The organism is Streptomyces sp. NPDC047022, assembly GCF_040644155.1.
Taxonomy (GTDB): Bacteria; Actinomycetota; Actinomycetes; order Streptomycetales; family Streptomycetaceae; genus Streptomyces.
In genome coordinates this window covers 112,417-137,206 of sequence record NZ_JBEYVV010000002.1, presented here as the reverse complement: position 1 = coordinate 137,206, position 24,790 = coordinate 112,417, and the positions used below count along the sequence as shown (strand labels likewise).

Genomic DNA, 24,790 nt, shown 5'->3' with positions numbered 1-24,790 from the left:
AGCGCCCCTCCTAAGGTGAGTGCCAGACGCACCCCTAAAGGAGACCACCGCCATGAGCATCGTCGTCACCGGAGCCACCGGACACCTCGGCCGCCACGTCGTGGAGCAGCTACTGGAGAAGGTTCCGGCCCACCGGATCACCGCGGTCGTCCGCACTCCCGGGAAGGCCGCCGACTTCGCGGAGCGAGGTGTACGGATCGCGGTCGCCGACTACAACGACCCGGAGACCTTCGAGGGCCTGTTCTCCGCCGGAGACAAGGTGCTGCTGATCTCCGGCAACGAGTTCGACAAAGGCCGGCCCGGTCAGCACCAGGTCGTCCTCGACGCGGCCAAGGCGGCCGGTGTCGCACTGTTCGCCTACACCAGCGCCCCCGGGAGCCTGACGGCCTCCCTGGCCGACGACCACCGGCGCACCGAGGGGGCGATCCTGGCCTCGGGTGTGCCGTACGCGCTGCTGCGCAACAGCTGGTACCACGAGAACTACACCGAGACCCTCGCCCCCGTGCTGGAACACGGCGCCGTCGTCCAGGCCGCCGGCCAGGGCCGGGTCGCCTCGGCCGCGCGTGCCGACTACGCGGCCGCCGCCGTCGCGGTACTGACCGGCGAGGGACACGAGAACAAGACCTACGAGCTGAGCGGCGACACCGCCTGGGGCTTCGCCGAGTACGCCGCCGAACTGAGCCGGCAGACCGGCAGGGAGATCGCGAACAACACGGTGCCCGCCGAGACCCTCACCGGCATCCTCACCGGAGTGGGCCTCCCCGGGCCCGTCGCCGAGATGCTGGCCGAGGTGGACACGTCGATCGAGAAGGGCGAACTGGCCGTCACCAGCGGCGACCTCTCCCGCCTCATCGGCCGTCCGACCACACCCATCAGCGAGTCGATCACGGCCGCCCTGCGGAGCTGATCACCCATGGTGCCCCTCGGCCACCACCACCCTCACATGTCATGACCGTATTGCGATACGGGCATGACATGCGAGGGTGTCCGGCGCTATCTTCTTGAAAGTCGTACGAGAAGGAGGTGGCCCGTGGCCAAGAAGTCGAAGAGTGAACGGCGGACAGGTCTGCTGAACGGCTTCGCGGCATACGGGATGTGGGGACTCGTCCCTCTCTTCTGGCCTCTGCTGAAGCCCGCCGGAGCGATCGAGATCCTCGCCCACCGGATGGTCTGGTCCCTGGTCGTGGTCGGGGTCGCCCTGCTGGTGATGCGGCGCTGGGCCTGGGCGGGCCAGCTGCTGCGGCAGCCGCGCAAGCTCGGGCTGATCACGGTCGCCGCGGCGGTCATCACCGTCAACTGGGGTGTCTACATCTGGGCCGTGAACAGCGGCCACGTCGTGGAGGCCTCGCTCGGCTACTTCATCAACCCGCTCGTCACCATCGCCATGGGCGTCCTGTTGCTCAAGGAGCGGCTGCGGCCCGTCCAGTGGGCGGCGGTCGCGGTCGGCCTCGCCGCCGTCGTCGTCCTGACCATCGGCTACGGCCGCCCGCCGTGGATCTCGCTGTGCCTCGCCTTCTCCTTCGCCACCTACGGACTGGTGAAAAAGAAGGTCAACCTCGGCGGCCTCGAGTCGCTGGCCGCGGAGACCGCCGTGCAGTTCGTCCCCGCCCTGGCCTACCTGCTGTGGCTCACAGCCCACGGCGACTCGACCTTCACAGCCCATGGACCGGGGCACGGGGCGCTGCTCGCCGCGACCGGCGTCGTCACCGCACTCCCCCTCGTCTGCTTCGGCGCCGCCGCGATCCGCGTACCGCTGTCGACGCTAGGCCTGCTCCAGTACCTGGCACCGGTGTTCCAGTTCCTGCTGGGCATCTTCTACTTCCACGAGGCGATGCCGCCTGAGCGCTGGGCGGGCTTCGCACTGGTGTGGCTCGCGCTGACGCTGCTCACCAGCGACGCATGGCGCTTCATGAGGCGGTCGAGGATGCCTGTCGGCATCCCTGCACCGTCCCCGGCGAGCTCCGCCCCGGTGGACGCATAGCGGAGTCCCGCGCACGCCCCCGCCCCGTCACCGCTCACCGGGTCCCCGTGGCCGTACGGGCCCGTCCGGCGAGGCGGCCCATGCGGTTGCGGGCCTTCTCCAGCTGGTCCAGGTCGGCGGCGGCGGGGCCCTCGCCGGCGGCGAGTTCGGTCCATACGGTGATGAGGTCGCGGCCCAGGTGCAGTCCCTGGGCGGGGTCACGGACGGCACGCCAGGCGGCTGCCGCGCTCTGCACATTGCCGTACGCGCCGCGCGGGTCGCACAGGCGGTGGCGGATCCGGGCGAGGTCCAGTGACAGATGGAAGGAGCGCAGCGGGTCTCCGGCCAGGTAGGCGATGTACGCGGTGAGTTCGCGCAGGCGCAGCACGTCGGAGTGGTCGGCGCCGAGGGATGCGGAGGCTTCGGCGACCGCACGTTCGGCCAGACCCGCCGCCTCCTCGAGGCGGCCCTGCTTCACGGCGGCACTGATGCGGGCCATGGGCTCCGCGACCGGCCCACCCGCACCGCCGGGCTGCACCGCCCCGGACTCGGGCGCGAGCACCGCCTCGGCCACGGAGTCGAACTCCCGCACGGGCGGTTCCTTGGCCTCTTCCTCTGCCGCACCCACCGGAGCGGCCCGCGGGGCGGGGGCCGGCGGCCACTCAGGGGCGGCGTACGCGGCGGGCTCGGCGCCGGGTTCCGGCGCGTCGTCGGGCTCGGCATCGGAGTCGAAATCGGGCTCAAGCGTCATAGGCTCCGCAGGGCCGGACGCGGGGGCCGCCCAGACGGGCTTCTGCACCGGGGCCGCGGACGCGATGGCCATCACCGGCGGAGGACCGAACACCCCTGTCGGGGCGGAGACCGTGCCAGGGACCGGGGAGACGGTCCGCGACAAGCCCTGCTCCGGCCCGGACGCCGTCGCATCGGTCAACGGCGTCTGCCCTGCATCAGCACCCGGCACGAAGGTGGCGGCGGTGCCGCCGGGGTGTGCGGGTGTGCCGTCCTCGGGAGCAGGCGCTACGAAGGACGTCGAGGGTTGCCGCGCCGCCGGGTCGTGCTGGGCGACGGCGGGGCGCGGTGCCGGCAAGGGCGCGGGCCGCTCGGCGTGGGTCGCCGCCTCCTCCGGCTCCGGTACGGCTCGCGGAGGGAAAGCCGGAGTCGGGGTACCGGCCGCCGGCTCCCGCTCCTGTGCCGTCCTCAGGGCCTGCGTCGGCCTGTCCCAGTCCGGGCGCGCAGGCTCCCGGCTCGGCCCGGCCTCCGACTGCGAGTACCCGGGGCGGGCCACCGGCGCGGCGAAGGGCGGCTCCTGGGGAAGGGCCACCCGCGCGGGCTCCCCCGCGAGTGCGCTGGACCCGTCCGCCGACACCTGGATCGGCACCACGAACCCGATCCGCTCGTCCCGGACCGTGGCCCGGACGACGTGCCCCGCGGCGAGGGCGATGCGGTGGAGGTGACTCAGAACGGCGTCCTGGATCTCCTCGCCGTCCGCCGCGACGATCGGTACTCCGCCGATCCAGGCACTGCCCGCCCCCGCACCGGCGGCGGGCACCCGGACGTCGATCGGCGCCGCCGCCGGGGCCGCCGCGGACGCCTGGCGCTTCTGATCCCGCTTCTCACGGTTGGGTCGAAGCATCTGTTTCCTCACTCCGATGTGCCGGGTACCGGTCACACACTTGCTGCCAAGTGTGTCCACTCGCTCACGGTCTCACGTCACCATGCCGTCACAGGGTCGTTCCAGAAGCCGCGCCCACGTCGGGACGGGGGATCACGGCGGCCCGTTCGCCGGTTGCAAGGAACACCCAGCAGGGGAACACACCCCCAGGCTTGGCCACATGTGCCCCAGCCGCCCAGGCCGCAAGGCCCGTCGCACCAAGGAGATCACGATGCGCTGGAAGGTCCACGGCGAACGCGCCCTTTACGACACCCCTTGGGTGCGCCTGCGCTCCCTGGACGTCCAACAGCCCGACGGCGCACGGGTCGACTACACCGTGGTCCGGCTGCGGGACGTCGCCGTGGCGGCCGCTGTCGACGGTGAGCGGCAGGTGCTGATGATGTGGCGTCACCGCTTCGTCACCGACACCTGGGCCTGGGAGCTCCCCATGGGCCTCGTCGAGGACGGCGAGGAGCCCGCGCGGGCGGCCTCACGAGAGCTGGAGGAGGAGACGGGCTGGCGTCCTGGCTCACTGAGGGAACTCGTGTACGCGGAGCCCGCGGCCGGCATCACCGACGCCCGCCACTTCGTGTTCCGCACGGACGACGCCCGGCGGATCGGCGCACCGACCGAACGCAACGAGTCGGACCGCCTGGAATGGATCCCGCTCTCCCGGCTCGCCGGCATGATCACCCGGCGCGAGATCGTCAGCAGCGCCACGCTCGTCGGCGTCATGTCCCTGCTGCTGGACATCAGCGCTGCGGGGGGCTGACATGCGGAGCCCCTGACCGGCCCCCTGGCCTTTACGCCGTGATGTCCTTGGTGGTGAACCGCGCCCAGGCCGCCGTGCCGAAGACCGCCGCGTAGAGGGCCTGGAGGCCCAGGTCGCGGGTCAGGTCGTGCCAGTAGACCGGGTCGCGCATGAGGTCCGCGAAGGACAGCCAGTAGTGCGAGAAGAAGTACGGCTGGAGCGCGTGCAGCTGGGGGATCTGGTCGAGGATCTGGACCGTGATCAGCAGGCCGACCGTGGTCGCCATCGCCGCGATGCCGCTGCCCGTGAGCGTCGAGATGAACAGTCCCAGCGCCGCCACGCCGATCAGGGACGCGGCGACGACCAGCGCGATCAGCAGGGCCCGGGCCAGGCCGTCGGCGAAGCTGATGCGGGTGCCGGAGATCGTGGTCAGGTCGCCCAGCGGGAAGAGCAGGGCCCCGACCGCGAGCGCCGTGACCGCGACGACGAGGGTGGCGACGAGGCAGAAGGCCATGACGGTCGCGTACTTGGTGAGCAGCAGGCGGGTACGGCCGGCGGGGGCGACCAGGAGGTAGCGCAGCGTCCCGGAGTTCGCCTCGCCCGCGATGGCGTCGCCCGCGATGACACCGATCGCCATCGGCAGGAAGAACGGGAGTGTGGCGGCGAGCGCGGTGAAGACCAGGAACAGGCCGTTGTTGGTTACCTGTGTGATGAACGCGGGTCCGCCGTCACCGCCCCGCCCGGCGCCGGAGCCGTTGCCCGTCTGGACCTTGACGGCGATCCCCACCAGGACCGGCACACCGGCCAGCACGGCGAGCAGCGCGAGCGTGCGCCAGCGCCGGAAGGTGGTCACCAGTTCGTTGCGCAGCAGGCCGAGCGTCCACAGGGGGCGCGTCCTGCGGCGTTCGGGGAGCAGGGCCGCTCCGGCCGGTTCAGCCCGCGACATCGAAGCCCTCCCCTGTGAGCGCGACGAACGCGTCCTCCAGGGAGGCACGTTCGACACCGAAGCCGCGGACGCGCACTCCGGCGCCGACCAACGCGGCGTTCAGGTCGGCCGGTTCGCGGTCAGGCGGCTCGCCCGTCACCCGTTCCTCCTCCACCACCACGTCGGCCACGCCCTGTTCCTTCAGGATGCGGGCCGCGTCGGTCACGTCCGGGGTTGTGACCACGAGACGTCCGCGCGCCCCGGCCGCCAGGTCCGCCACCGGGCCCTGGGTGATGAGCCGGCCGCGCGCCATCACCGCGGCATGCGTGCAGACCTGTTCGATCTCGTCGAGCAGATGGGAGGAGAGGAAGACGGTCGTGCCGTCGGACGCCAGTTCCCGTACCAGTGAGCGGATCTCGCGCATGCCCTGTGGGTCGAGGCCGTTGGTCGGCTCGTCCAGGACCAGGAGCCTGCGGGGCTGGAGCAGCGCCGCCGCGAGCCCGAGGCGCTGCTTCATGCCGAGGGAGTAAGCCTTCGCCTTCTTGCCAGCCGCGGCGGCGAGGCCGACCCGGTCCAGGGCGGCCTCGACGCGGGTGCGCCGGGTGCGCGGGTCGGCGGTGGGGTCGGCGGCGTCGTAGCGCAGGAGGTTGTCGCGGCCGGACAGGAAGCCGTACAGGGCCGGGCCCTCGATGAGGGCGCCGACGTGCGGGAGCACGGCGCGCGAGGCGCGGGGCATCGGCTGCCCCAGGACGCGTGCCGTGCCGGAGGTGGGCTCTATCAGGCCCATCAGCATGCGGATGGTGGTGGTCTTGCCGGAGCCGTTCGGCCCCAGGAAGCCGAAGACGCTGCCCGCCGGGACGGACAGGTCGATTCCGTCCACGGCGAGCTGACCGCCGCGGTAGCGCTTGGTGAGGGCGCGGGTGGTGATGACCGGGGCATCCGGGGCGTCTCGCGCGTCCGGGCCGTGCTGCTCGCCCGCCGGCGCGTCCGGCCCCGTCCCTGGCCCTGGCTCGCCCACCGCTTGCGTCCCGGCCATCGCCACCGCTGCCGTCTCCGCGTTCGCGGCGGACAGCTCCTCCATGGCTCTCCTGCCCGTCCCGTCCGTGCGGGGCTACTTCCCCGCGTTCGCCGCCTTCAGCAGCGCGTCCTTGGTGACCGCGCCCACGTACACCTTGCCGTCGTCCGTCATCAGGGCGTTGACCAGACGGGTCGAGAAGACCGTGCCCTTGCCGAACTTGCCGGAGACGTGGTCGCCCAGGGAGTTGAGGAAGCCGGCCGCCGCGCCGCCGCCGGACGCCGAGCCGAAGGGCATGGCGCCCTTGGCACCGCTGTCGAGGACGGCGATCGAGTTCCAGCCCTGGCCGATGACCTTCGGCCCGGCTCCCTCGGCCCCGCCGAACATGCCGGCGCCCTTGCCTGGCTTGCCGAGGCCCTTCCCGGGCTTGCCGAGGCCCTTCGGCTCCGCGTCCCGCCCGGCTTCCTTCTTCATGTCGTCGCCCTGGGTGACCTTCGTGCCCTTGGGCGGGGTGAAGTCGAAGGTAGAGGCGGCAGGCTTGGCGAACGAGACATCGGTGAAGCCCGCGTCCAGGACGGCCGCGCCACCCGTCGCCGGCGTCAGCGTGAACTTCAGCGGCATCCAGGTCTTCGCGTCCACCGCGATGCTGATCGCGCCCACCGTCGTAGCCGACTGCTTCGGCCTGATCAGCAGCTTGTACGCGTCACGGCCCGCGACCTGCGCCGTGCCGTCGACCGTCACGGACGTCGTCTTGTCGGCGGCCTTCAGGGCCTGCTCGGCGAAGTCCTTGGGCGTCGTCGGCATGTCCTCGGGCGCCGTCCTCCCGCCCTTGCGCGCACCGGCACCGGTCGAGTGGTGTGCCTGGTTCGAGGCGCTGTCGTACGCCCATACGTTGTCGCCGTTGCGGATGACGCTGAACTCGGCTGCCTGCTCCATGAGCGACAGCTTCTGCTTGTCCGGGCCGTCGGCGGCGACGCGCAGGGTGTGCGTACCGGAGGCCAGTTCGAGCAGTTTGGAGCTGGGGTCGGCGGCCGAGCCGTCCTTCCCGCCCGCGCCCTGGGGCAGCGCGCCCGAGGTGAGGCTGTTCTGCAGACCGCCGAGATCCGGCAGGCCCAGGTCCGTGCTGATCTTCACCGTGCCGGACATCTGCTGGACGTCCGACTTGGCGATCTTCTCGATGAGCTGCTGAGCGCTGATCTTGGGCAGATCCGGGTCGCCGGATCCCGCGAAGGCCGGGACGAGCCCGATCGTCGCCGCGGCCACCCCCAACACTGCCACCGGGACGGCGTACCGCGCGGCCTTGCGCCGCCCGTCGCGTACGTCCTCGGCCTCCCCGGCGGGCTTGCTCTCGTCGGACTCGTACGGTGCCATGTGTGCCTTACCTCCGTCGTCGGCGGCGGCCTTTCGTCCGTGCACTCTCGCCCGAGCTCTCGACTTCACTCGAGCAGAGAGGTGCCCCCCACCCCTCGCGCCGCCATTGTCACCCGAACTCCTGTGAGGTGGTGTCTCCCATCTGACCAAACCGGGCGCCGGGAATCGTCAGACCGCGGGCCCAACTCGGCGTAATCCTGCGGTATGACACGGCGGGGCAGAACTTCCCCGGGACCCGTAGGGGTCGCGGAGGTCCACCCGCACTCGGGGGGTCGCGAAGGCCGGCCCGCACCCGCAGGAGCGACGGGCGTCAGCCCGCCCGGTGCACCACCGCGTCGCACAGTTCCATCAGGGCGTCCTTCGCACCGCACTCGCGCAGCGGTGCCAGGGCCGCGCGGGCGTCCTCCGCATAGCGGATGGTGTCGCGGCGTGCCTGCTCCAGGGCCGGGTGGGCGCGGAGCCGCACAAGGGCCTCCGCGTGGCGGGCGTCGTCCGTGAGATCGGAACCCAGGAGCTCGCACAGGGCGATGTCCTCCGGCAGCCCCAGGCGTTCCGCGCGCTCCCGCAGGCGCAGGACCGGGAGGGTGGGGATGCCCTCGCGCAGGTCGGTCCCGGGCGTCTTCCCGGACTCGTGCGAGTCCGACGCGATGTCCAGGACGTCGTCGGCCAGTTGGAAGGCCACGCCGAGCCGCTCGCCGTACTGCGTCAGCACGTCCACGACCGTCTCGTCGGCACCCGACATCATCGCCCCGAAGCGGCAGGCCACCGCCACCAGCGAGCCCGTCTTGCCGGCGAGGACGTCGAGGTAGTGGTCCACCGGGTCGCGGTCGTCCCGGGGGCCGGCCGTCTCCAGGATCTGACCGGTCACCAGCCGCTCGAACGCCTCGGCCTGGATGCGTACCGCCTCCGGGCCGAGGTCGGCCAGGATGTGCGACGCCCTGGCGAACAGGAAGTCGCCGGTGAGGACCGCGACCGAGTTGCCCCAGCGGGTGTTCGCGCTGTCCACGCCGCGCCGCACGTCGGCCTCGTCCATCACGTCGTCGTGGTACAGCGTGGCGAGGTGAGTGAGCTCCACGACCACGGCCGAGGGCGCGATCCCGGGCGCGTACGGGTCGCCGAACTGCGCCGCCAGCATCACCAGCAGCGGCCGGAACCGCTTCCCGCCCGCACGGACGAGATGCTGGGCAGCCTCCGTGATGAAGGGGACCTCGCTCTTGGTGGCGTCGAGCAACCCCTCCTCGACAGCGGCCAATCCGGCCTGGACATCGGCTTCCAGAGCCTGGTCCCGCCCGCTCAGCCCGAACGGCCCGACGACGGTCACGTGGGGTCTCCTGTCTGCTGACGTCTGCTGACGATCACACGGTCGGTCTCAAGGACGGTCTCTTGGTCGATGGCCTCGCCTGCCGACGTGAGTCGTCGAGTTGTCGATCTGTCGTTGCCATCACTCAAGTCAGCGTATCCGGTCAGGTTTCGATCAACGCGAGCGCCCACAGTTCCAGGCCGGGCGGTATCGGATCACGAACGGTATGTTCTTGATCAGGTGATACGAACACATATTCATCTACATAGCCGATAAGCATCACCCCCTGGCGGTCGACGCAGGGCACTCACGTCGACCGATACTCAGCCACTCGGCCGGACGCATCCCAGAGCTCGGCGATACGCATCCACGGATGCATCAGTCCCTATGTATTGGCAAATGCCCGAATTAAGAACCGGGAACCGGTCGTCCCTCCCCCTCCAAGGCGCGCCACCCCTCGGCCTAAATGTCTGAATTGTGCACTTGCGCACCCATCCTGCCCGCCAAGCCGAGGGCGCGGAGACCGGGTGAAATGGGTCACATTCACCCAAGTAGCCGCACTCCGGGCGGGCCATCAACACGCCCTTTGCGAATGCCAAGTTGAGGCGTCTCAGCGAAATGGATCAACCCTCATATTCCCATACGCGAGGGTCAATTCGGTCGTAGTGCACATTCGACTCTTGTTCCTGACATGTGCTCTCGCATACCTTCCATGGACCCGAGCGGAACGCCGAATCCTGCCGCCGCTCGAGAACCCATCGACCCACCACGGCAGGAGCGGGGGACCCAGGTAAGTCGCCGGTCCGGACACAGTGCCGGAACGGCTCGGGGTGAAGCCGCGGCCTCGGCTCTGAGGAATCCGAGCAGTCCGAGGAAGCGGCCGGGCACCTCCCGCCCGAACCCGACAGCTCACCTCGCAGGCGACGGAGAGGAATGCAACGTGTCCGCTTTCCCCCTGCCCGCACGCCGTCGGGACCACGGCTCCAAGGCCGCCCGCATCACCCGCGCCCTCGCTGTCGCGGGAGCCGGAGCCGCCGTCATGGCCCTCCCGGTCATGGGTGCCACGGGCGCCTCCGCCGCCACCCCGGCGTCCTCCACGACCACCAAGGCCGCCGGTGCCACCTACCGGGCCGGGACCCTCGACAGCTGGATACGCCAGTCGCTCGCGATCATGGCGCAGCACGGGATCCCCGGCTCGTACAACGGCATCTATCGCAATGTGATGCGCGAGTCCTCGGGCAACCCCAACGCCATCAACCTCTGGGACTCGAACGCCAAGAAGGGCATCCCGTCCAAGGGACTCCTCCAGATCATCGACCCGACCTTCCGCGCGTACCACGTGCCGGGTACGGCCTTCGACCCCTACGACCCGATCGCCAACATCACCGCGGCCTGCAACTACGCCGCCCACCGGTACGGCTCGATCGACAACGTCAACAGCGCCTACTGAGGCTTGCCGACGCAATTCTCCGCAAACAGTCGTTCGAGGACGACGGCGATGCCGTCGTCCTCGTTCGATGTGGTGATCTCATCGGCGACCGCTTTGAGTTCGGGGTGCGCGTTCGCCATGGCGACACCGCGTGCCGCCCAGTGGAACATGGGGATGTCGTTGGGCATGTCCCCGAAGGCGATGGTCCGCGACCGGCTCAGGCCCAGGAACTCGGCGGCCAGCGCGAGCCCCGTCGCCTTGGTGATACCGCAGGGCTGGAGTTCGACGGTGCCGGGCCCCGACATCGTGACCGTCGCGAGCGACCCGACCGCTCCCCGGGCCGCCGTCGCCAACTCGTCGTCGGTCAGGGTGTGGTGGCGCAGCAGCACCTTGCTGATGGGCTCGCACCACAGGTCGTCGCGCCGCTCCACCCGTACCGCGGGCAGAAAGGGGTGCGGCATCAGGTAACCGGGCTCGATGAGCGTGAGCCCGTCCACCCCGTCCTGGTCGACGGCCGCGTACACCTGCCCCACCTCGGCCTCGATCTTGCCGAGGGCGGTCTCGGCCAGCTCCCGGTCCAGGGTGACGGAGAACAGCAGCCGGTCCGCGCCCGAGTCATACACCTGCGCGCCCTGTCCGCACACCGCGAGGCCTCTGCCGCCGAGTTCGTCGAGCAGCGGCCGGACCCTCGGCGCCGGGCGGCCCGTCACCACGAGATGGTGTGCGCCCGCCGAGACCACCCGCGCCAGAGCGGCCCTCGACCGGTCGGAGAATGTGTCGTCGCCACGCAGCAGCGTCCCGTCCAGGTCCGTGGCGATGAGTTCGTATACGAGGGGTGCGGCCATCATGATCAGAGAATACGGATGGAAAGGCACCGGCGTTCCGGCCCGGACCGAAAGCCTCCGGCCCGGACCGGTCTGCTTCCGGCCCGGACCGAATCCGCTTCCTCCGAAGGCCGTTGAGTGATCCTGTGTGGCCCCGGCTGCCCACTCCCCGGCCGGAGTTCAGCCGTGGGCCGCCGCCAGATGCCCGGCCAGCCGCGGGGACGCGAACTCCGTACCGCACACGAAGCGCATCACCGGACCGTACGACGACGCCGCCGGGAGGCCCGTGAAGTACAGGCCCGGAACGGACGACACATACCCGGCGCCGAGCTTCGGCGCACCCCGGCTCACCGCCAGCCGGGTCCGCAGCCCATGGCCGAGGAAGTCCATCGCGGCGATGTCCACTCGGTAGCCCGTCGCCGCGATGATGTGGTCCGCGGTCATCTCCTCCGTGCGGCCGGAGTGGGTCCGGACCCTCAGGGCCGGGCTGCCGTCCGGCGCCGAGGCACTCACGACGCGGGCGACCTCACTCACCTCCACCTTGGCCTCGAACCGGTCCTTCAGCCACCACGCGCCGAGCGGGCCGAGCACCCGCCGGACCAGATAGTGGCGGGTCCGGGCGGGCAAAAAGCGGTACGGATGCGGGTAGTAGCTCAGCGCCCACAGCGACCAGGCACGGCCGAAGGGCGACTCGGGGCACAGCTTCGGCTGCTCCCACGGGGGCGCGCCGAAGGCGACCCGGCCGCGCCCGCGCGAGACCACCCGCACGCGCGCACCCGCCTCGGCCGCGAGGGCCGCCGTCTCCAGCGCGGACTGGCCCGCGCCGATCACGAGCAGTTCCTTGCCCGAGAACCGGGTCAGGTCGTGGTGCTGGGAGCTGTGGGAGACCGGGCCGGCCGGAGCGGGACCGTCCGCCGCCGCTGTGGCGAGCTCGGGCGGGAGGTGGGCGAGCCCGGCCAGGCCGGTCGCCACCACGACCGCCCGCGCCGCGAACTGCTCCCCGGAGTCCAGCTTCAGGTCGAAACCGCCGCCCTGGCGGCGGTCCACGGACACGACCCGGACCCGCTCCAGTTCGGGCACCAGCTTCTGCTGGAACCACTCGCCGTAGGCGACGAACGTGGCGGCCGGGATGATGTCCTCGTCGGTCACCAGCCGGGGGATGCCGGCCGCGTCGCAGTAGTCGGCCAGGGTGTGGCCGCGCTGGGGGGCGTCGAGGTTCGACGCGACGGGGGTCGACTTCAGGAGCATGCCCTCGGGCATGTGGTCCCGCCAGCTCACCATGGGCTCGCCGAAGACGCGTACCGGGATACCGCGTGCCCGCAGATGGGCGGCGGTGGACAGGCCGAACGGCCCGGCGCCGATGACTGCTACCGGTTGAATCACGAAGTCCCTCCCCAGGACGCGTACTGCCTACTTCGTGGTGTACCTGGCCGGCCGAGCCGACCCGAACAGTGCCCCGGCATTCGACGTTCGCCCGTCAAGGAGCGGCGTCCGGTGCCGCGAGTGGGGGCGCCCCCTGCAAGAAGAGCTTTGGGGAACGTGCCGGGCGTCGAGACGGTGGCGAACGTTGCCTGTCGAGGCGCTATCCGCCCGAACTCGTCGTGCTGCCGCGGCGGTTGGTGCGCCACAGCTGATAGAGGTGCTTCGCGCCGGGCCGCACGAAGCGCGCGAGCATGGTGAAGAAGGGCCTGAGATCGTCCCCGGCGAGCCAGGCCAGTTCCGTTCCGCTCGCACGGGACGGGGCGTGCGGCGTCGTGTACCCGCTGCGGCGGTAGGCGAGCAGGGCGGGCAGGTCGATGTTCTCCACGACGTAGCGGTGACCGGCGCGCTGTTCCCCCTCCGGAACGGTGCGGCCCGTCAGGTCGAGGTGCATGGCCCGGACGACGTCCACCCCCGACTCGTTCTCGAAGAGCCGGAACTGTGCGCCCATGCGCGGGTTGAAGTCGAGCAGTTTGTACCGGCCGTCGCGGCGGTCGAAGCGGAGGTCGAGATCGACGATGCCGGTGAAGCCGATCTGTTTGATGAAACGGGCGGCGAGGTCCGCGAGGTCCGGGTTGTCGACCACGTACGCGTTGGCCGTCATGCCCGCGTGCGGCGGCCATGAGCGGACCTTGACCCCGGTGAACATCGCGAGCGGGGTCGAGTCCCGGCCGAAGTACGCGTGCACGATCCAGTCCTCCGCCTGCTCCCTCGGCAGATACTCCTGGAGGATCACCCCGGGCGGCTCGCCCCAGTCGCGGGCGAGCGTGAGCAGGCCCTCGCGGGTGGAGATCTTCGTCGTGCCGTTCACGGCGGGGCGTTCACGGCGTACGAACGCCTCCCGGTTCTTGGCCACGATCGGGAAGCGTGCCTCCTTCGCGAAGCGCACGATGTCGTCGTAAGACTGCGGGAAGACGGCCTGTGGGCTCGGGATGTCGTGCTCCACGCACAGTTCGTGCAGTCCCTGCTTGCTGGCGAGGCGGCGCGGAAGCCCGGCGTCCACCTCCGGGAACAGAAAGGGACCGCCCAGGACGTCCTGGTGCTCCGCGATCAGGACCGCGGCCTCCTCGTCGGTGGGGACGAGGACCGTCGGCCGTCCTATGCGGCGGCCGATTCGCAGCAGGCCCTCCACGAGCCGCTCCGGTTCCTCCGTCCCGGTGGTCGGCCACACGAAGGCGCGCCGCAGATAGCGGGAGGCCGCGGCCGGCGTGTAGCGGTCTTCGGTGATCGCGTACATCGGTATGCCGAGCCGGCCGAGGCTGCGGATGGCGCCCACTCCGCCGTGGTGCAGCGGATAGTCTCCGAACTTCACGATGAGAGCCGGTACTTCACGGTCCGCGTCGAACGGCACGCTGCCGACACTCCTGGCCACGGGTCCCCCCACGTGTCCCCCTTATGGACCGGACCCACCCCGTCCGTGTCCCCAAAGGACGCTAAGCCGGAATGATGCGCTCCGACAAGGCCCAATCGGACATTGCGAACTCTTTAGACCTTGCCCAAGACCGGTGGCCCACACGTAACGTGTGCGGCGACCACATGGCACGCACCCCATGCACGGCCCATCTGAAGTGCACGAAAGCGAGGCAGTAACCATGCCCCCCTTCGATCTCCCCGAGGGCGACCCCTTCGGCCCGCACAACCTTCCCTACGGCGTGTTCTCGCCCGCGGGCTCCGGCGAGCGGAGAGTCGGCGTCCGTCTGGGCGACCACGTGCTCGACGCGGGCGCGGCGGCGCGGGTCCTGGGCTCCCCCTACGCCTCCCTGCTGGCACAGCCGTCCCTCGGCCCGCTGCTGGCGGCCGGCCGCACCGCGTGGTCGGACGTGCGCCGGGCACTGACCGCGTGGGTGACGGTGCCCGCGCACCGGGAGGCCATCGAGCCCCTCCTGTACCCGCTCCGTGAGGTCGGCCTGCATCTGCCCTTCGAGGTCGCGGACTACGTCGACTTCTACGCCTCCGAGAACCACGCCCGCAATGTCGGGCAGATCTTCCGGCCGGACGCGGAAGACTCCCTGACCCCCAACTGGAAGCACCTGCCGATCGGTTACCACGGCCGGTCGGGGACGGTGGTCGTGTCGGGCACGGACATCGTGCGACCGCGGGGCCAGCGCAAGGCCCCCTCGGACCCGGCTCCGGTCTTCGGGCCGTCCGTCCGCCTGGACATCGAGGCGGAGGTGGGCTTCGTGGTGGGCGCCCCGTCCGCGATGGGCCGTCCGGTGCCGCTCGCGGCCTTCAGGGACCATGTGTTCGGGCTGTGCCTGCTCAACGACTGGTCGGCGCGGGACATCCAGGCCTGGGAGTACGTGCCGCTGGGGCCCTTCCTCGGCAAGTCGTTCGCCACGTCGGTGTCGGCGTGGATCACGCCTCTGGACGCGCTGGAGGAGGCGCGGGTGGCGCCGCCCGAGCGCACTCATCCGCTGCTGCCGTACCTCGACGACGCCGAGGAGGAGCCCGCGGGATACGACCTGCGCATCTCCGTCGCGGTCAACGGCCATGTGGTCTCCGAGCCGCCGTTCTCGACCATGTACTGGACGGCGGCGCAGCAGCTGGCACACATGACGGTGAACGGGGCGTCGCTGCGCACGGGCGATCTGTACGGCTCGGGCACGGTGAGCGGCCCGACGGAGGGTGAGCGCGGCTCGCTCCTCGAGCTGACCTGGAACGGCCGGGAACCACTCGAACTCCCGGACGGCAAGCGGGCGTTCCTGGAGGACGGGGACGTGGTGACGCTCACGGCGTGGGCGCCGGGGCCGGACGGGACCCGGGTCGGGCTCGGGGAGGTGACCGGCCGGGTGGTGCCGGACACGGGCGACACGGGCGTTGTATCAAACGATTGACACAAGCCTTCGTGAGGCGCATCTTGTACTCACCACTTGACACAAGTGGGGAGTACAAGCGCGCACGGACACGGGGGTCACTCATGCCCGACGCCGGTACCGTCCCACGCCCCTCGGCCGCCGGCCGCTACGCACGGTGGACAGGCCTGCTGACGGGCCTCGTCGGGGCCCGTCAGATCGAGGCGCACGACGACCTCGGCGTGGGCATCCTGAACGCCATCTCGGTGTTCGGGCTCTGCGCGGTCGCCGGTGTGCTGGTGGGCGACGCACTGGCTCCGCGGCCACGGGGCACCGTCCGGCGAGCCGGCCACACCCCGCGCCGGGTGCGGGACTACCTGCCCCGGCGCATGACCCTTGTGCTCCTCGTCCAGGCCGGTGCTCTCGTCGTGCTGCTGGCGGTGGCCGCCTGGGTCGCCTCGCCCGACGGACTGGGCCGTGCCGGGCGCGCACTGACCATGCGCTGCCCGGACGGAAGCGTGACGAGGACGGGCCCCTGGCCCGGCTCCCACTACGACCTGCCCATTCTCGCCGCCCTCGCCGTCTCCACGGGCGCCTGCGTGTGGTTCCTGACGCGGATCGCCCGTCACCCCGGTGAGGAGCAGGCCCGCCACGACCGCGCACTGGTCATCGTCGCCGCATGGGGACTCCTGGTCTCCGCGCACCTCCTCGGCACCGCCACCACCGCGTGCGACGCGCTGATGGACATGGACTGCGGCGGCGCGGCGGGAAACCTCGCGAACTGGGTCCTGTGGCCGACGGCGATCGTCGCCCTGGGCACCGTGGCGTGGTGCGGCTTCACCGTGGTCTCGCACAAGGCCAGGGTGCCCCGGTGAGCGGCCCCGTCGTCCGCGTCGACGGCGCGAGTCCCGTCCCGCCGTACGAGCAGATACGCACCCAGCTGGCGGGTCTCATCAGCACCGGACGCCTGCCGGAGGGCGAGCGCCTGCCGACGGTGCGCCGGCTGGCGGCCGACCTGGGCGTGGCCGCGGGCACGGTGGCCCGGGCCTACCGCGAACTGGAGGCGGCATCCTTGATCCGCGCCCGGCGCGGAGCGGGAACCCGTGTGGCCCCGCTTCCCGCACCGGCCTCGGCGCCGGATCCGGCCCGGCTGGCGCATCTGGCCCGCCGCTTCGTCCTGGAGGCCCGGGGTCTGGGAGCCGACGAAGAGACCGCGCTGAAGGCGGTACGGGACGCGCTGCGCGGTCAGGGGCCCTGGTCCCAGTCCTCCGGCTCCTCCTCCGGCCACTCCGGGTCCGGCCCGTCCTCCGGCCACTCCTGACCCGGCCCCTGCCCCGGCGCCGACGGGCCGTCCTCCGGTGCAGCAGGCCCTTCCTCCGGAGCCGGGGGCCCGTCCAGGGAAGCCAGAACCCCTAGGACCCCCTCCCCGTACGTCGCGAGTTTCTTCTCCCCCACTCCGCCGATACCGGCGAGTTCCGTGACCGTCCTCGGGCGGAGGGCCGCGATCTCGCGGAGTGTCGCGTCGTGGAAGATCACATATGCGGGCACGCCCTGCTCCTTCGCCCGGGCCGCGCGCCAGGAGCGCAGTGCCTCGAAGACGGGCAGCAGCTCCGGCGGAAGCTCGGCCGCGGCCTTCGGCACGCGCTCACCCTTCGGGGCCGAGGAACGGGCGGCCGTGGGCTTGGGGGCCTCCTTGCGCAGCGGCACCTCGCGCTCTCGCCGCAGCACCTCTCCGCTGGCCTCGGTCAGCACCAGCGTGCCGTACTCGCCCTCGACCGCGAGCAGGCCCTGCGCCAGCAACTGTCTGATGGCGCCGCGCCATTCGCCCTCGGTCAGCTCCTCGCCGATGCCGAACACGGACAGCTGGTCGTGGTCGAACTGTATGACCTTGGCCGTGCGCCGCCCCAGCAGGATGTCGACGATCTGCAGCGCGCCGAACTTCTGCCGCCGCTCCCGGTCCAGCCGCCACACGGTGGAGAGCACCTTCTGAGCCGCGACGGTCCCGTCCCAGGTGTCGGGCGGCACCAGGCAGGTGTCGCAGTTGCCGCAACCGCCCTGCCCGGGCTCCTGGCCGAAGTAGGTGAGCAACTCGCCGCGGCGGCACCGGACCGTCTCGCACAGCGCCAGCATCGCGTCCAGATGCGCCTGGGCGCGGCGGCGGAAGGCCTCGTCGCCCTCCCCGGACTGGATGAGCTTGCGCTGCTGGACCACGTCGCCCAGTCCGTACGCCATCCAGGCCGTGGACGGCAATCCGTCGCGGCCCGCCCGGCCCGTCTCCTGGTAGTAGCCCTCCACCGATTTCGGCAGGTCCAGATGTGCGACGAAGCGCACGTCGGGCTTGTCGATGCCCATGCCGAAGGCGATGGTCGCGACGACGACGAGCCCGTCGTCCCGCAGGAAACGGGACTGGTGCGCCGCGCGCGTGCCCGCGTCCAGGCCCGCGTGGTACGGCACCGCCTCGACCCCGTTGCGGGTCAGGAACTCCGCCGTCTTCTCCACCGAGTTCCGCGACAGGCAGTAGACGATGCCCGCGTCGCCCGCGTGCTCCTCGCGCAGAAAGGCCAGCAGCTGCTTCTTGGGGTCGGCCTTGGGGACGATCCGGTACTGGATGTTGGGCCGGTCGAAGCTGGCCACGAAATGGCGGGCGCCCGGCATGCCGAGCCGCTGGGTGATCTCCTCGTGCGTCGCGTGCGTCGCCGTCGCCGTGAGCGCGATCCGGGGGACGTCCGGCCAGCGCTCGCCGAGCAGGGACAGCGAGAGGTAGTCGGGCCGGAAGTCATGGCCCCACTGGGACACGCAGTGCGCCTCGTCGATCGCGAACACCGAGATCTTGCCGCGCGAGAGCAGATCGAGGGTCGAGTCCAGGCGCAGGCGCTCCGGGGCCAGATAGAGCAGATCCAGCTCGCCGGCGAGGAACTCCGCCTCCACCATGCGCCGCTCGTCGAAGTCCTGTGTGGAGTTGACGAACCCGGCGCGCACACCGAGCGCGCGAAGCGCGTCCACCTGGTCCTGCATCAGCGCGATCAGAGGGGAGACGACCACACCCGTGCCCGGTCTGACCAGGGCCGGGATCTGGTAGCAGAGCGATTTGCCGCCGCCGGTCGGCATGAGGACGACGGCGTCGCCGCCGGTCACCACATGCTCGATGATCGCTTCCTGCTCGCCGCGGAAGGCCTCGTACCCGAAGACCCGGTGCAGCGTGGCCAGCGCCTCGCTCCCGTCGTCCGGCACCGGCCTCACGCCCGCCTCGGTCATCCCGTCCGTCCCGTCCATCGCTCGTTCCCCGCCCGTCGTCCCTCGACCACGGCATCCACGATAGGGGGCGGCGCTGACAGGGTCGGAGTTATCCACAGGCTTGGCGGTGGACCTCGGTCAACGAGCAGTGGACCTCGGTCAACGACACGACAGTCGTTCACACGTACGCGGGCGACGTGCCCGTTTCCGGCCGATAGTCTGAATGGACCGGCGAGACTCCGTCCCATGGGAGCACTGATGAGCGTCGCACCGAAGGCGTCCGGGTCCACCTGGCCGATCCCGCCGGAGGGCGGCTGGACCGCCGACGACCTTGACCGGCTTCCGAATCTGCCTCCGCACACGGAACTGATCGACGGAAGCCTGGTCTTCGTGAGTCCGCAAACCATGTTTCACTCACGCGCGGTCGACTTCTTCAATTGGCAGCTCCAGTCTCTGGCGCCGGCGGAATTCGAGGTCATCCGCGAGTTCACCATCGACATCGACCGGCAGAACCGGCCCGAGCCGGATGTGGTCGTCGTGCGCGGGGACGTGGTGGAGGAGGAGCCGGAGCAGACCCGCTTCCCGGCGGACGCCGTGGTGCTGGCCGTCGAGGTCGTCTCCGCGGAATCCGTCTCCCGGGACCGGGAGACAAAACCCCTGAAGTACGCCCGCGCCAAGATCCCGCACTACTGGCGCGTCGAGAACGAAAAGGGCCTGGCCGTGGTCCACGCCTTCGAGCTGGAACCCACCACAGGCGCTTACACCAGCGTGGGCATCTTCCGAGAGCGGATGAAGGTGGCCGCTCCCTTCCCCGTGGACCTGGACCTCACCCGGATCAAGGCCCGCCGCACAGCGCAGCAGTAGCAGCGGCCCGCACGACGGCCCGGCACCCCCCGAGCGGGCACCGGGCCGTCGTGTGCGGTGGAGGCTTGTCTAGCGCACGAAGACACCCGCCTGACTCGCCAGGTTCAGGAAGTACTGCGGTGCCACGCCCAGGACCAGCGTGACCGCGAGGCCCGCCCCGATCGCCGTCATCGTCAGCGGTGAGGGCACCGCCACGGTGGGGCCCTCGGCACGCGGCTCGCTGAAGAACATCAGCACGATCACCCGGATGTAGAAGAACGCGGCGATCGCCGAGGAGATCACACCGATCACGACCAGCGGCACGGCCCCGCCCTCCGCCGCCGCCTTGAACACGGCGAACTTCCCGGCGAAACCGGAGGTCAGCGGGATGCCGGCGAAGGCCAGCAGGAACACGGCGAACACCGCCGCCACCAGGGGCGACCTGCGTCCGAGTCCGGCCCACTTCGACAGGTGCGTCGCCTCGCCGCCCGCGTCACGGACGAGCGTCACGACGGCGAAGGCGCCGATCGTCACGAACGAGTACGCGGCCAGATAGAACAGCACCGCGGACACGCCGTCCCGGGTCGTCGCGATCACACCGGCGAGAATGAAGCCCGCGTGCGCGATCGAGGAGTAGGCCAGCAGGCGCTTGATGTCGGTCTGGGTGATCGCGACGATCGCACCGCCCAGCATGGTGACGATCGCGACCGCCCACATCACAGGCCGCCAGTCCCAGCGCATGCCCGGCAGGACGACGTACAGCAGCCGCAGCAGGGCGCCGAACGCCGCCACCTTGGTCGCCGCCGCCATGAAGCCGGTCACCGGGGTCGGGGCGCCCTGGTACACGTCCGGCGTCCACATGTGGAACGGGATCGCGGCCACCTTGAACAGCAGGCCCATCACGATCATCGCCGCGCCGATCAGCAGCAGCGCGTCATTGCCCATGGTGGAAGCGAGCGCCGGGTCGACGTTCGTGGCCGTGCCGTCGACGACCTGGGCGATCGCCGCGTACGACACAGAGCCCGCGTAGCCGTACAGGAGGGCGATGCCGAACAGCGTGAACGCGGAGGCGAACGCGCCGAGCAGGAAGTACTTGACCGCGGCCTCCTGCGACAGGAGCCGCTTGCGGCGGGCCAGGGCGCACAGCAGGTACAGCGGGAGGGAGAAGACCTCGAGGGCGACGAACAGGGTCAGCAGGTCGTTCGCCGAGGGGAAGACGAGCATGCCGCTGACCGCGAACAGCAGCAGCGGGAACGCCTCGGTCGTGGTGAAGCCCGCCTTCACGGCGGCCTGCTCGCTCTCGCTGCCCGGCACGGACGCCGCCTGGGCGGCGAACGAGTCGACCCGGTTTCCGTGCGCCGCCGGGTCCAGACGCCGCTCGGCGAAGGTGAAAACACCGAGCAGGCCGGCCAGCAGGATCGTGCCCTGCAGGAACAGGGACGGCCCGTCGACCGCGATCGCCCCCATGGCCGCGACATGGGCCTTCGTGGTGCCGTATCCGCCGCCCGCGAGCGCCACGACCGCGGCGAACGCGGCGGCCAGCGCAACGACCGACACAAACACCTGTGCGTAGTACCGGGACTTGCGCGGAACGAACGCCTCGACCAGCACTCCGACGAGTGCCGCACCGATGACGATCAAGGTCGGCGACAATTGTGCGTATTCGATCTTCGGCGCCGGGATCCTCGCGATCGGCCCGGCCGCCGTTGTCCACAGGCTGTGGACGGCTGCTGCGCTCACTTGGCCGCCTCCACCTTGGGCTGGGGGTCTGTCTGGTGTACGTCGGACATGGTCTGCTTCACCGCCGGATTGACGATGTCGGTGAGCGGCTTGGGGTAGACGCCCAGGAAGATCAGCAGTGCGATCAGCGGGGCTACCACCAGCAGCTCGCGCACCCGCAGATCCGGCATCTCGGCGACCTCCGCCTTCACCGGGCCCGTCATCGTCCGCTGGTACAGGACGAGGGTGTACAGCGCGGCGAGCACGATGCCGAAGGTGGCGATGATGCCGATCGCCGGGTGCCGGACGAACGTGCCGACCAGGACCAGGAACTCACTGACGAACGGCGCGAGACCCGGCAAGGACAGCGTCGCCAGGCCGCCGATCAGGAAAGTGCCGGCGAGCACGGGAGCGACCTTCTGCACGCCGCCGTAGTCCGCGATCAGACGAGAACCTCGGCGGGAGATGAGGAAGCCCGCCACCAGCATCAGGGCGGCGGTCGAGATCCCGTGGTTGACCATGTAGAGCGTCGCACCCGACTGCCCCTGGCTGGTCATCGCGAAGATGCCCAGGATGATGAAGCCGAAGTGCGAGATCGACGCGTACGCGACCAGCCGTTTGATGTCCCGCTGGCCGACCGCCAACAGCGCCCCGTAGATGATGCTGATCAGCGCCAGGACCAGGATCACGGGCGTCGCCCACTTGCTGGCCCCGGGGAACAGCTGAAGGCAGAAGCGCAGCATCGCGAACGTGCCCACCTTGTCCACGACCGCCGTGATCAGCACGGCGACGGGGGCGGTGGCCTCCCCCATCGCGTTGGGCAGCCAGGTGTGCAGCGGCCACAGCGGCGCCTTCACCGCGAAGGCGAAGAAGAAGCCGAGGAACAGCCAGCGTTCGGTGCTGGTCGCGATGTGGAGCGAACCGTTCGCCCGCGCCTGAACGATCTCGGTCAGCGAGAACGTCTCGGTCTGCGTGTACAGGCCGATCACCGCGGCCAGCATGATCAGACCGCCGACGAGGTTGTAGAGGAGGAACTTCACGGCGGCGTACGACCGCTGCGTGGACGCCGCCTGCTCGCCGTGCTCATGGGCGCGGTCGCCGAAGCCGCCGATGAGGAAGTACATCGGGATGAGCATGGCTTCGAAGAAGATGTAGAAGACGAAGACGTCCGTGGCCTCGAAGGAGATGATCACCATCGCCTCGACGGCCAGGATCAGGGCGAAGAAGCCCTGCGTCGGCCGCCAGCGGCGGCTTCCGGTCTCCAGCGGGTCGGCGTCGTGCCAGCCCGCCATGATCACGAACGGGATGAGCAGCGCGGTCAGCGCGACGAGCGCCACCGCGATGCCGTCCACGCCCAGCTCGTACCGCACGCCGAAGTCCTTGATCCAGGCATGCGATTCGGTGAACTGGTACCGGGCACCGCCCGGCTGGAAGCGGACCGCGATGACCGCGGCCAGCACGAGAGTGCCCAGAGAGACGATGAGCGCCAGCCACTTGGCGGCGGTGCGTTGCGCGGCCGGGACCGCGGCCGTGGCGATCGCTCCCACGGCCGGGAGCACCGCCGTCGCTGTCAGCAGGGGAAAGGACATCGCTATCAGACCGCCCTCATCAGCAGGGTCAGGGCGACGAGCACCGCCGCACCGCCGAACATCGAGACCGCGTACGACCGCGCGTAGCCGTTCTGCAGTCGGCGGAGCCGGCCGGACAGGCCGCCGACCGAGGCCGCCGTACCGTTGACGACTCCGTCGACCAGGGTGTGGTCCACGTACACCAGGGACCGCGTGAGGTGCTCCCCGCCGCGGACGAGCACCACATGGTTGAAGTCGTCCTGGAGCAGATCTCGCCGGGCGACCCGGGTGAGCAGCGATCCGCGCGGGGCGACGACCGGCACCGGCCGGCGGCCGTACTGCGCATAGGCGATACCGACGCCGACGACGAGCAGCACCATGGTGGCGATCGTGACCGTCAGGGCGCTGACCGGAGAGTTGCCCTCGGAGTGCCCGGTGACCGGCTCCAGCCAGTGCACGAAGCGGTCCCCGATGGAGAAGAACCCGCCCGCGAACACGGACCCGAAGGCCAGCACGATCATGGGGATCGTCATCACGCCCGGCGACTCGTGGGGATGCGGTTCGTGGCCGTCCGCGTCCGGCTGCCAGCGTTTCTCACCGAAGAACGTCATCAGCATCACGCGCGTCATGTAGTACGCGGTGATGGCCGCGCCCAGCAGAGCCGCGCCGCCCAGGATCCAGCCCTCGGTGCCGCCCTTGGCGAAGGCCGCCTCGATGATCTTGTCCTTGGAGAAGAAGCCGGACAGACCCGGGAAGCCGATGATGGCGAGGTAGCCGAGGCCGAAGGTGACGAAGGTGACCGGCATGTACTTCCGCAGACCGCCGTACCTGCGCATGTCGACCTCGTCGTTCATGCCGTGCATGACCGAGCCGGCGCCGAGGAACAGTCCGGCCTTGAAGAAGCCGTGCGTCACCAGGTGCATGATCGCGAAGACATAGCCGATGGGGCCCAGGCCCGCGGCGAGCACCATGTAGCCGATCTGCGACATGGTCGATCCGGCGAGTGCCTTCTTGATGTCGTCCTTCGCGCAACCGACGATCGCACCGAACAGGAGCGTGACCGCGCCGACCACGGTGACGACCAGCTGCGCGTCCGGTGCGGCGTTGAAGATCGCGCCGGAGCGGACGATCAGATACACGCCCGCGGTCACCATGGTGGCGGCGTGGATGAGGGCCGAGACCGGGGTCGGGCCCTCCATCGCGTCACCGAGCCAGGACTGCAGTGGCACCTGTGCCGACTTGCCGCAGGCGGCGAGCAGAAGCATCAGGGCGATGGCGGTGACCCTTGCCCCGCTCCCCTTGTCCGCCTCGGCGAGGACCGGCCCGAAGGCGAAGGTCCCGAACGTCGTGAACATCAGCATGATCGCGATGGACAGGCCCATGTCGCCGACGCGGTTGACGAGGAACGCCTTCTTCGCCGCGGTCGCCGCGCTCGGCTTGTGCTGCCAGAAGCCGATCAGCAGGTACGACGCGAGACCCACGCCCTCCCAGCCGACGTACAGCAGCAGGTAGTTGTCCGCGAGGACGAGCAACAGCATCGCCGCGAGGAACAGGTTCAGATAGCCGAAGAAGCGGCGCCGCCGCTCGTCGTGCTCCATGTACCCGATCGAGTACACATGGATGAGCGAGCCGACGCCGGTGATCAGCAGGACGAACGTCATCGACAACTGGTCGAGCCGGAAGGTGACATCGGCCTGGAAGCCGGACACCGGGATCCAGCTGAACAGGTGCTGCGTCATGGTCCGGTGGCCGGCGGCCTTCCCCAGCATGTCGCTGAAGAGGACGGCGCCGAACACGAACGAGACGACGGCGAGCACCGAGCCGATCCAGTGGCCGGCCGCGTCCAGCCTTCTGCCGCCGCACAGCAGGACGGCCGCTCCGAGCAGGGGCGCCGCGATCAGCAGCGCAATCAGGTTCTCCACGATTCTT

Annotated in this window: 20 protein-coding genes and 1 riboswitch; of the genes, 8 read left to right on the top strand and 12 right to left on the bottom strand. The window is 70.4% G+C overall.

Features of this window, described 5'->3' with window-relative positions:
• Nucleotides 1–52 precede the first annotated feature (52 nt).
• Both ABZ845_RS03985 and rarD read left to right on the top strand, forming a co-directional pair.
• The gene (locus ABZ845_RS03985) at nt 53–907 is read left to right on the top strand and encodes an SDR family oxidoreductase (protein ID WP_360972682.1); all 855 of its coding nucleotides are present in this window, start codon (nt 53–55) and stop codon (nt 905–907) included.
• Nucleotides 908–1,030: 123 nt separating this feature from the next.
• On the top strand, nt 1,031–1,981 hold the full coding sequence (gene rarD, locus ABZ845_RS03980) for an EamA family transporter RarD (protein ID WP_360972680.1): 951 nt from the start codon (nt 1,031–1,033) through the stop codon (nt 1,979–1,981).
• Nucleotides 1,982–2,015: 34 nt separating this feature from the next.
• On the opposite strand, the gene ABZ845_RS03975 is transcribed toward rarD, so the two are convergent.
• Nucleotides 2,016–3,593 carry a hypothetical protein gene (locus tag ABZ845_RS03975; RefSeq protein WP_360972678.1) on the bottom strand — a complete coding sequence of 526 codons (1,578 nt, stop codon included), beginning with the start codon at nt 3,591–3,593 and terminating at the stop codon, nt 2,016–2,018.
• A 250-nt stretch (nt 3,594–3,843) separates the two neighbouring features.
• Between ABZ845_RS03975 and ABZ845_RS03970 the strand changes: the two genes are divergently transcribed.
• Nucleotides 3,844–4,383, top strand: coding sequence for an NUDIX hydrolase (locus tag ABZ845_RS03970; RefSeq protein WP_360973073.1), 540 nt, complete (start codon nt 3,844–3,846; stop codon nt 4,381–4,383).
• Nucleotides 4,384–4,414: 31 nt separating this feature from the next.
• Here ABZ845_RS03970 and ABZ845_RS03965 read toward each other — a convergent pair whose 3' ends face one another.
• The 4 genes from ABZ845_RS03965 to ABZ845_RS03950 form a co-directional block, all read right to left on the bottom strand.
• Entirely contained in the window at nt 4,415–5,308 is an 894-nt protein-coding gene (locus ABZ845_RS03965; RefSeq protein WP_360972676.1) for an ABC transporter permease, read from the bottom strand.
• The gene (locus ABZ845_RS03960; protein ID WP_360973071.1) at nt 5,295–6,323 is read right to left on the bottom strand and encodes an ABC transporter ATP-binding protein; all 1,029 of its coding nucleotides are present in this window, start codon (nt 6,321–6,323) and stop codon (nt 5,295–5,297) included. The genes ABZ845_RS03965 and ABZ845_RS03960 overlap by 14 nt, the downstream gene beginning before the upstream one ends.
• A 75-nt stretch (nt 6,324–6,398) precedes the next feature.
• Nucleotides 6,399–7,673: a DUF2092 domain-containing protein gene (locus tag ABZ845_RS03955; RefSeq protein WP_360972674.1), complete on the bottom strand. Its 1,275-nt coding sequence runs from the start codon at nt 7,671–7,673 to the stop codon at nt 6,399–6,401.
• 310 nt (nt 7,674–7,983) lie between these two features.
• A complete protein-coding gene (locus ABZ845_RS03950) occupies nt 7,984–8,994 on the bottom strand; it encodes a polyprenyl synthetase family protein (RefSeq protein ID WP_360972672.1) in 1,011 nt (336 codons plus the stop codon).
• Nucleotides 8,995–9,691: 697 nt separating this feature from the next.
• Nucleotides 9,692–9,909: riboswitch (cyclic di-AMP (ydaO/yuaA leader) on the top strand.
• Between the two features lie 19 nt (nt 9,910–9,928).
• Here ABZ845_RS03950 and ABZ845_RS03945 point away from each other — a divergent pair.
• Nucleotides 9,929–10,423 carry a transglycosylase SLT domain-containing protein gene (locus ABZ845_RS03945; RefSeq protein ID WP_360973069.1) on the top strand — a complete coding sequence of 165 codons (495 nt, stop codon included), beginning with the start codon at nt 9,929–9,931 and terminating at the stop codon, nt 10,421–10,423.
• Here the strand turns inward: ABZ845_RS03945 and ABZ845_RS03940 are convergent.
• From ABZ845_RS03940 to ABZ845_RS03930, 3 genes are all read right to left on the bottom strand, one after another.
• Complete coding sequence (locus tag ABZ845_RS03940) at nt 10,417–11,247, bottom strand: HAD family hydrolase (RefSeq protein WP_360973067.1); 831 nt, start codon at nt 11,245–11,247, stop codon at nt 10,417–10,419. The genes ABZ845_RS03945 and ABZ845_RS03940 overlap by 7 nt on opposite strands.
• 159 nt (nt 11,248–11,406) lie before the next feature.
• Nucleotides 11,407–12,609 (bottom strand): FAD-dependent oxidoreductase, encoded by a 1,203-nt coding sequence (locus tag ABZ845_RS03935; protein ID WP_360972670.1) that lies wholly within the window; start codon nt 12,607–12,609, stop codon nt 11,407–11,409.
• Between the two features lie 199 nt (nt 12,610–12,808).
• Nucleotides 12,809–14,056, bottom strand: a complete 1,248-nt coding sequence (locus ABZ845_RS03930) for an ATP-grasp domain-containing protein (protein ID WP_360972668.1) — start codon at nt 14,054–14,056, stop codon at nt 12,809–12,811.
• Between the two features lie 241 nt (nt 14,057–14,297).
• Here ABZ845_RS03930 and fahA point away from each other — a divergent pair, with 241 nt between their 5' ends.
• The 3 genes from fahA to ABZ845_RS03915 all read left to right on the top strand — a co-directional run bounded on the left by fahA (nt 14,298) and on the right by ABZ845_RS03915 (nt 16,818).
• Complete coding sequence (gene fahA, locus ABZ845_RS03925) at nt 14,298–15,539, top strand: fumarylacetoacetase (protein WP_360972666.1); 1,242 nt, start codon at nt 14,298–14,300, stop codon at nt 15,537–15,539.
• Nucleotides 15,540–15,622: 83 nt separating this feature from the next.
• A complete protein-coding gene (locus tag ABZ845_RS03920; protein WP_360972664.1) occupies nt 15,623–16,372 on the top strand; it encodes a hypothetical protein in 750 nt (249 codons plus the stop codon).
• A complete protein-coding gene (locus ABZ845_RS03915) occupies nt 16,369–16,818 on the top strand; it encodes a GntR family transcriptional regulator (protein WP_360972662.1) in 450 nt (149 codons plus the stop codon). Before ABZ845_RS03920 ends, ABZ845_RS03915 begins: the two co-directional genes overlap by 4 nt.
• Here the strand turns inward: ABZ845_RS03915 and recQ are convergent.
• Nucleotides 16,743–18,770 (bottom strand): DNA helicase RecQ, encoded by a 2,028-nt coding sequence (gene recQ, locus ABZ845_RS03910; protein WP_360972660.1) that lies wholly within the window; start codon nt 18,768–18,770, stop codon nt 16,743–16,745. The genes ABZ845_RS03915 and recQ overlap by 76 nt on opposite strands.
• A 219-nt stretch (nt 18,771–18,989) precedes the next feature.
• On the opposite strand from recQ, the gene ABZ845_RS03905 reads away from it, so the two are divergent.
• Nucleotides 18,990–19,595, top strand: a complete 606-nt coding sequence (locus tag ABZ845_RS03905) for a Uma2 family endonuclease (RefSeq protein ID WP_360972658.1) — start codon at nt 18,990–18,992, stop codon at nt 19,593–19,595.
• A gap of 69 nt (nt 19,596–19,664) precedes the next feature.
• Here the strand turns inward: ABZ845_RS03905 and nuoN are convergent, their stop codons facing one another.
• From nuoN to nuoL, 3 genes are read right to left on the bottom strand one after another with little or no spacing between them, the layout of a single operon-like run.
• Nucleotides 19,665–21,314 carry an NADH-quinone oxidoreductase subunit NuoN gene (gene nuoN, locus ABZ845_RS03900; protein WP_360972656.1) on the bottom strand — a complete coding sequence of 550 codons (1,650 nt, stop codon included), beginning with the start codon at nt 21,312–21,314 and terminating at the stop codon, nt 19,665–19,667.
• The gene (locus tag ABZ845_RS03895; protein WP_360972654.1) at nt 21,311–22,882 is read right to left on the bottom strand and encodes an NADH-quinone oxidoreductase subunit M; all 1,572 of its coding nucleotides are present in this window, start codon (nt 22,880–22,882) and stop codon (nt 21,311–21,313) included. Before ABZ845_RS03895 ends, nuoN begins: the two co-directional genes overlap by 4 nt.
• Before the next feature lie 5 nt (nt 22,883–22,887).
• Complete coding sequence (gene nuoL / locus ABZ845_RS03890; protein WP_360972652.1) at nt 22,888–24,783, bottom strand: NADH-quinone oxidoreductase subunit L; 1,896 nt, start codon at nt 24,781–24,783, stop codon at nt 22,888–22,890.
• Between the last annotated feature and the right edge of the window lie 7 nt (nt 24,784–24,790).

Excerpts from the sequence above, each read along its gene's own strand:
- ABZ845_RS03985 (WP_360972682.1), top strand. The coding sequence starts at position 53 with ATGAGCATCGTCGTCACCGGAGCCACCGGACACCTCGGCCGCCACGTC.
- ABZ845_RS03975 (WP_360972678.1), bottom strand. The coding sequence starts at position 3,593 with ATGCTTCGACCCAACCGTGAGAAGCGGGATCAGAAGCGCCAGGCGTCC.
- ABZ845_RS03970 (WP_360973073.1), top strand. The coding sequence starts at position 3,844 with ATGCGCTGGAAGGTCCACGGCGAACGCGCCCTTTACGACACCCCTTGG.
- ABZ845_RS03965 (WP_360972676.1), bottom strand. The coding sequence starts at position 5,308 with ATGTCGCGGGCTGAACCGGCCGGAGCGGCCCTGCTCCCCGAACGCCGC.
- ABZ845_RS03960 (WP_360973071.1), bottom strand. The coding sequence starts at position 6,323 with ATGGCCGGGACGCAAGCGGTGGGCGAGCCAGGGCCAGGGACGGGGCCG.
- ABZ845_RS03955 (WP_360972674.1), bottom strand. The coding sequence starts at position 7,673 with ATGGCACCGTACGAGTCCGACGAGAGCAAGCCCGCCGGGGAGGCCGAG.
- ABZ845_RS03940 (WP_360973067.1), bottom strand. The coding sequence starts at position 11,247 with ATGGCCGCACCCCTCGTATACGAACTCATCGCCACGGACCTGGACGGG.
- fahA (WP_360972666.1), top strand. The coding sequence starts at position 14,298 with ATGCCCCCCTTCGATCTCCCCGAGGGCGACCCCTTCGGCCCGCACAAC.
- ABZ845_RS03920 (WP_360972664.1), top strand. The coding sequence starts at position 15,623 with ATGCCCGACGCCGGTACCGTCCCACGCCCCTCGGCCGCCGGCCGCTAC.
- recQ (WP_360972660.1), bottom strand. The coding sequence starts at position 18,770 with ATGGACGGGACGGACGGGATGACCGAGGCGGGCGTGAGGCCGGTGCCG.
- ABZ845_RS03905 (WP_360972658.1), top strand. The coding sequence starts at position 18,990 with ATGAGCGTCGCACCGAAGGCGTCCGGGTCCACCTGGCCGATCCCGCCG.
- ABZ845_RS03895 (WP_360972654.1), bottom strand. The coding sequence starts at position 22,882 with ATGTCCTTTCCCCTGCTGACAGCGACGGCGGTGCTCCCGGCCGTGGGA.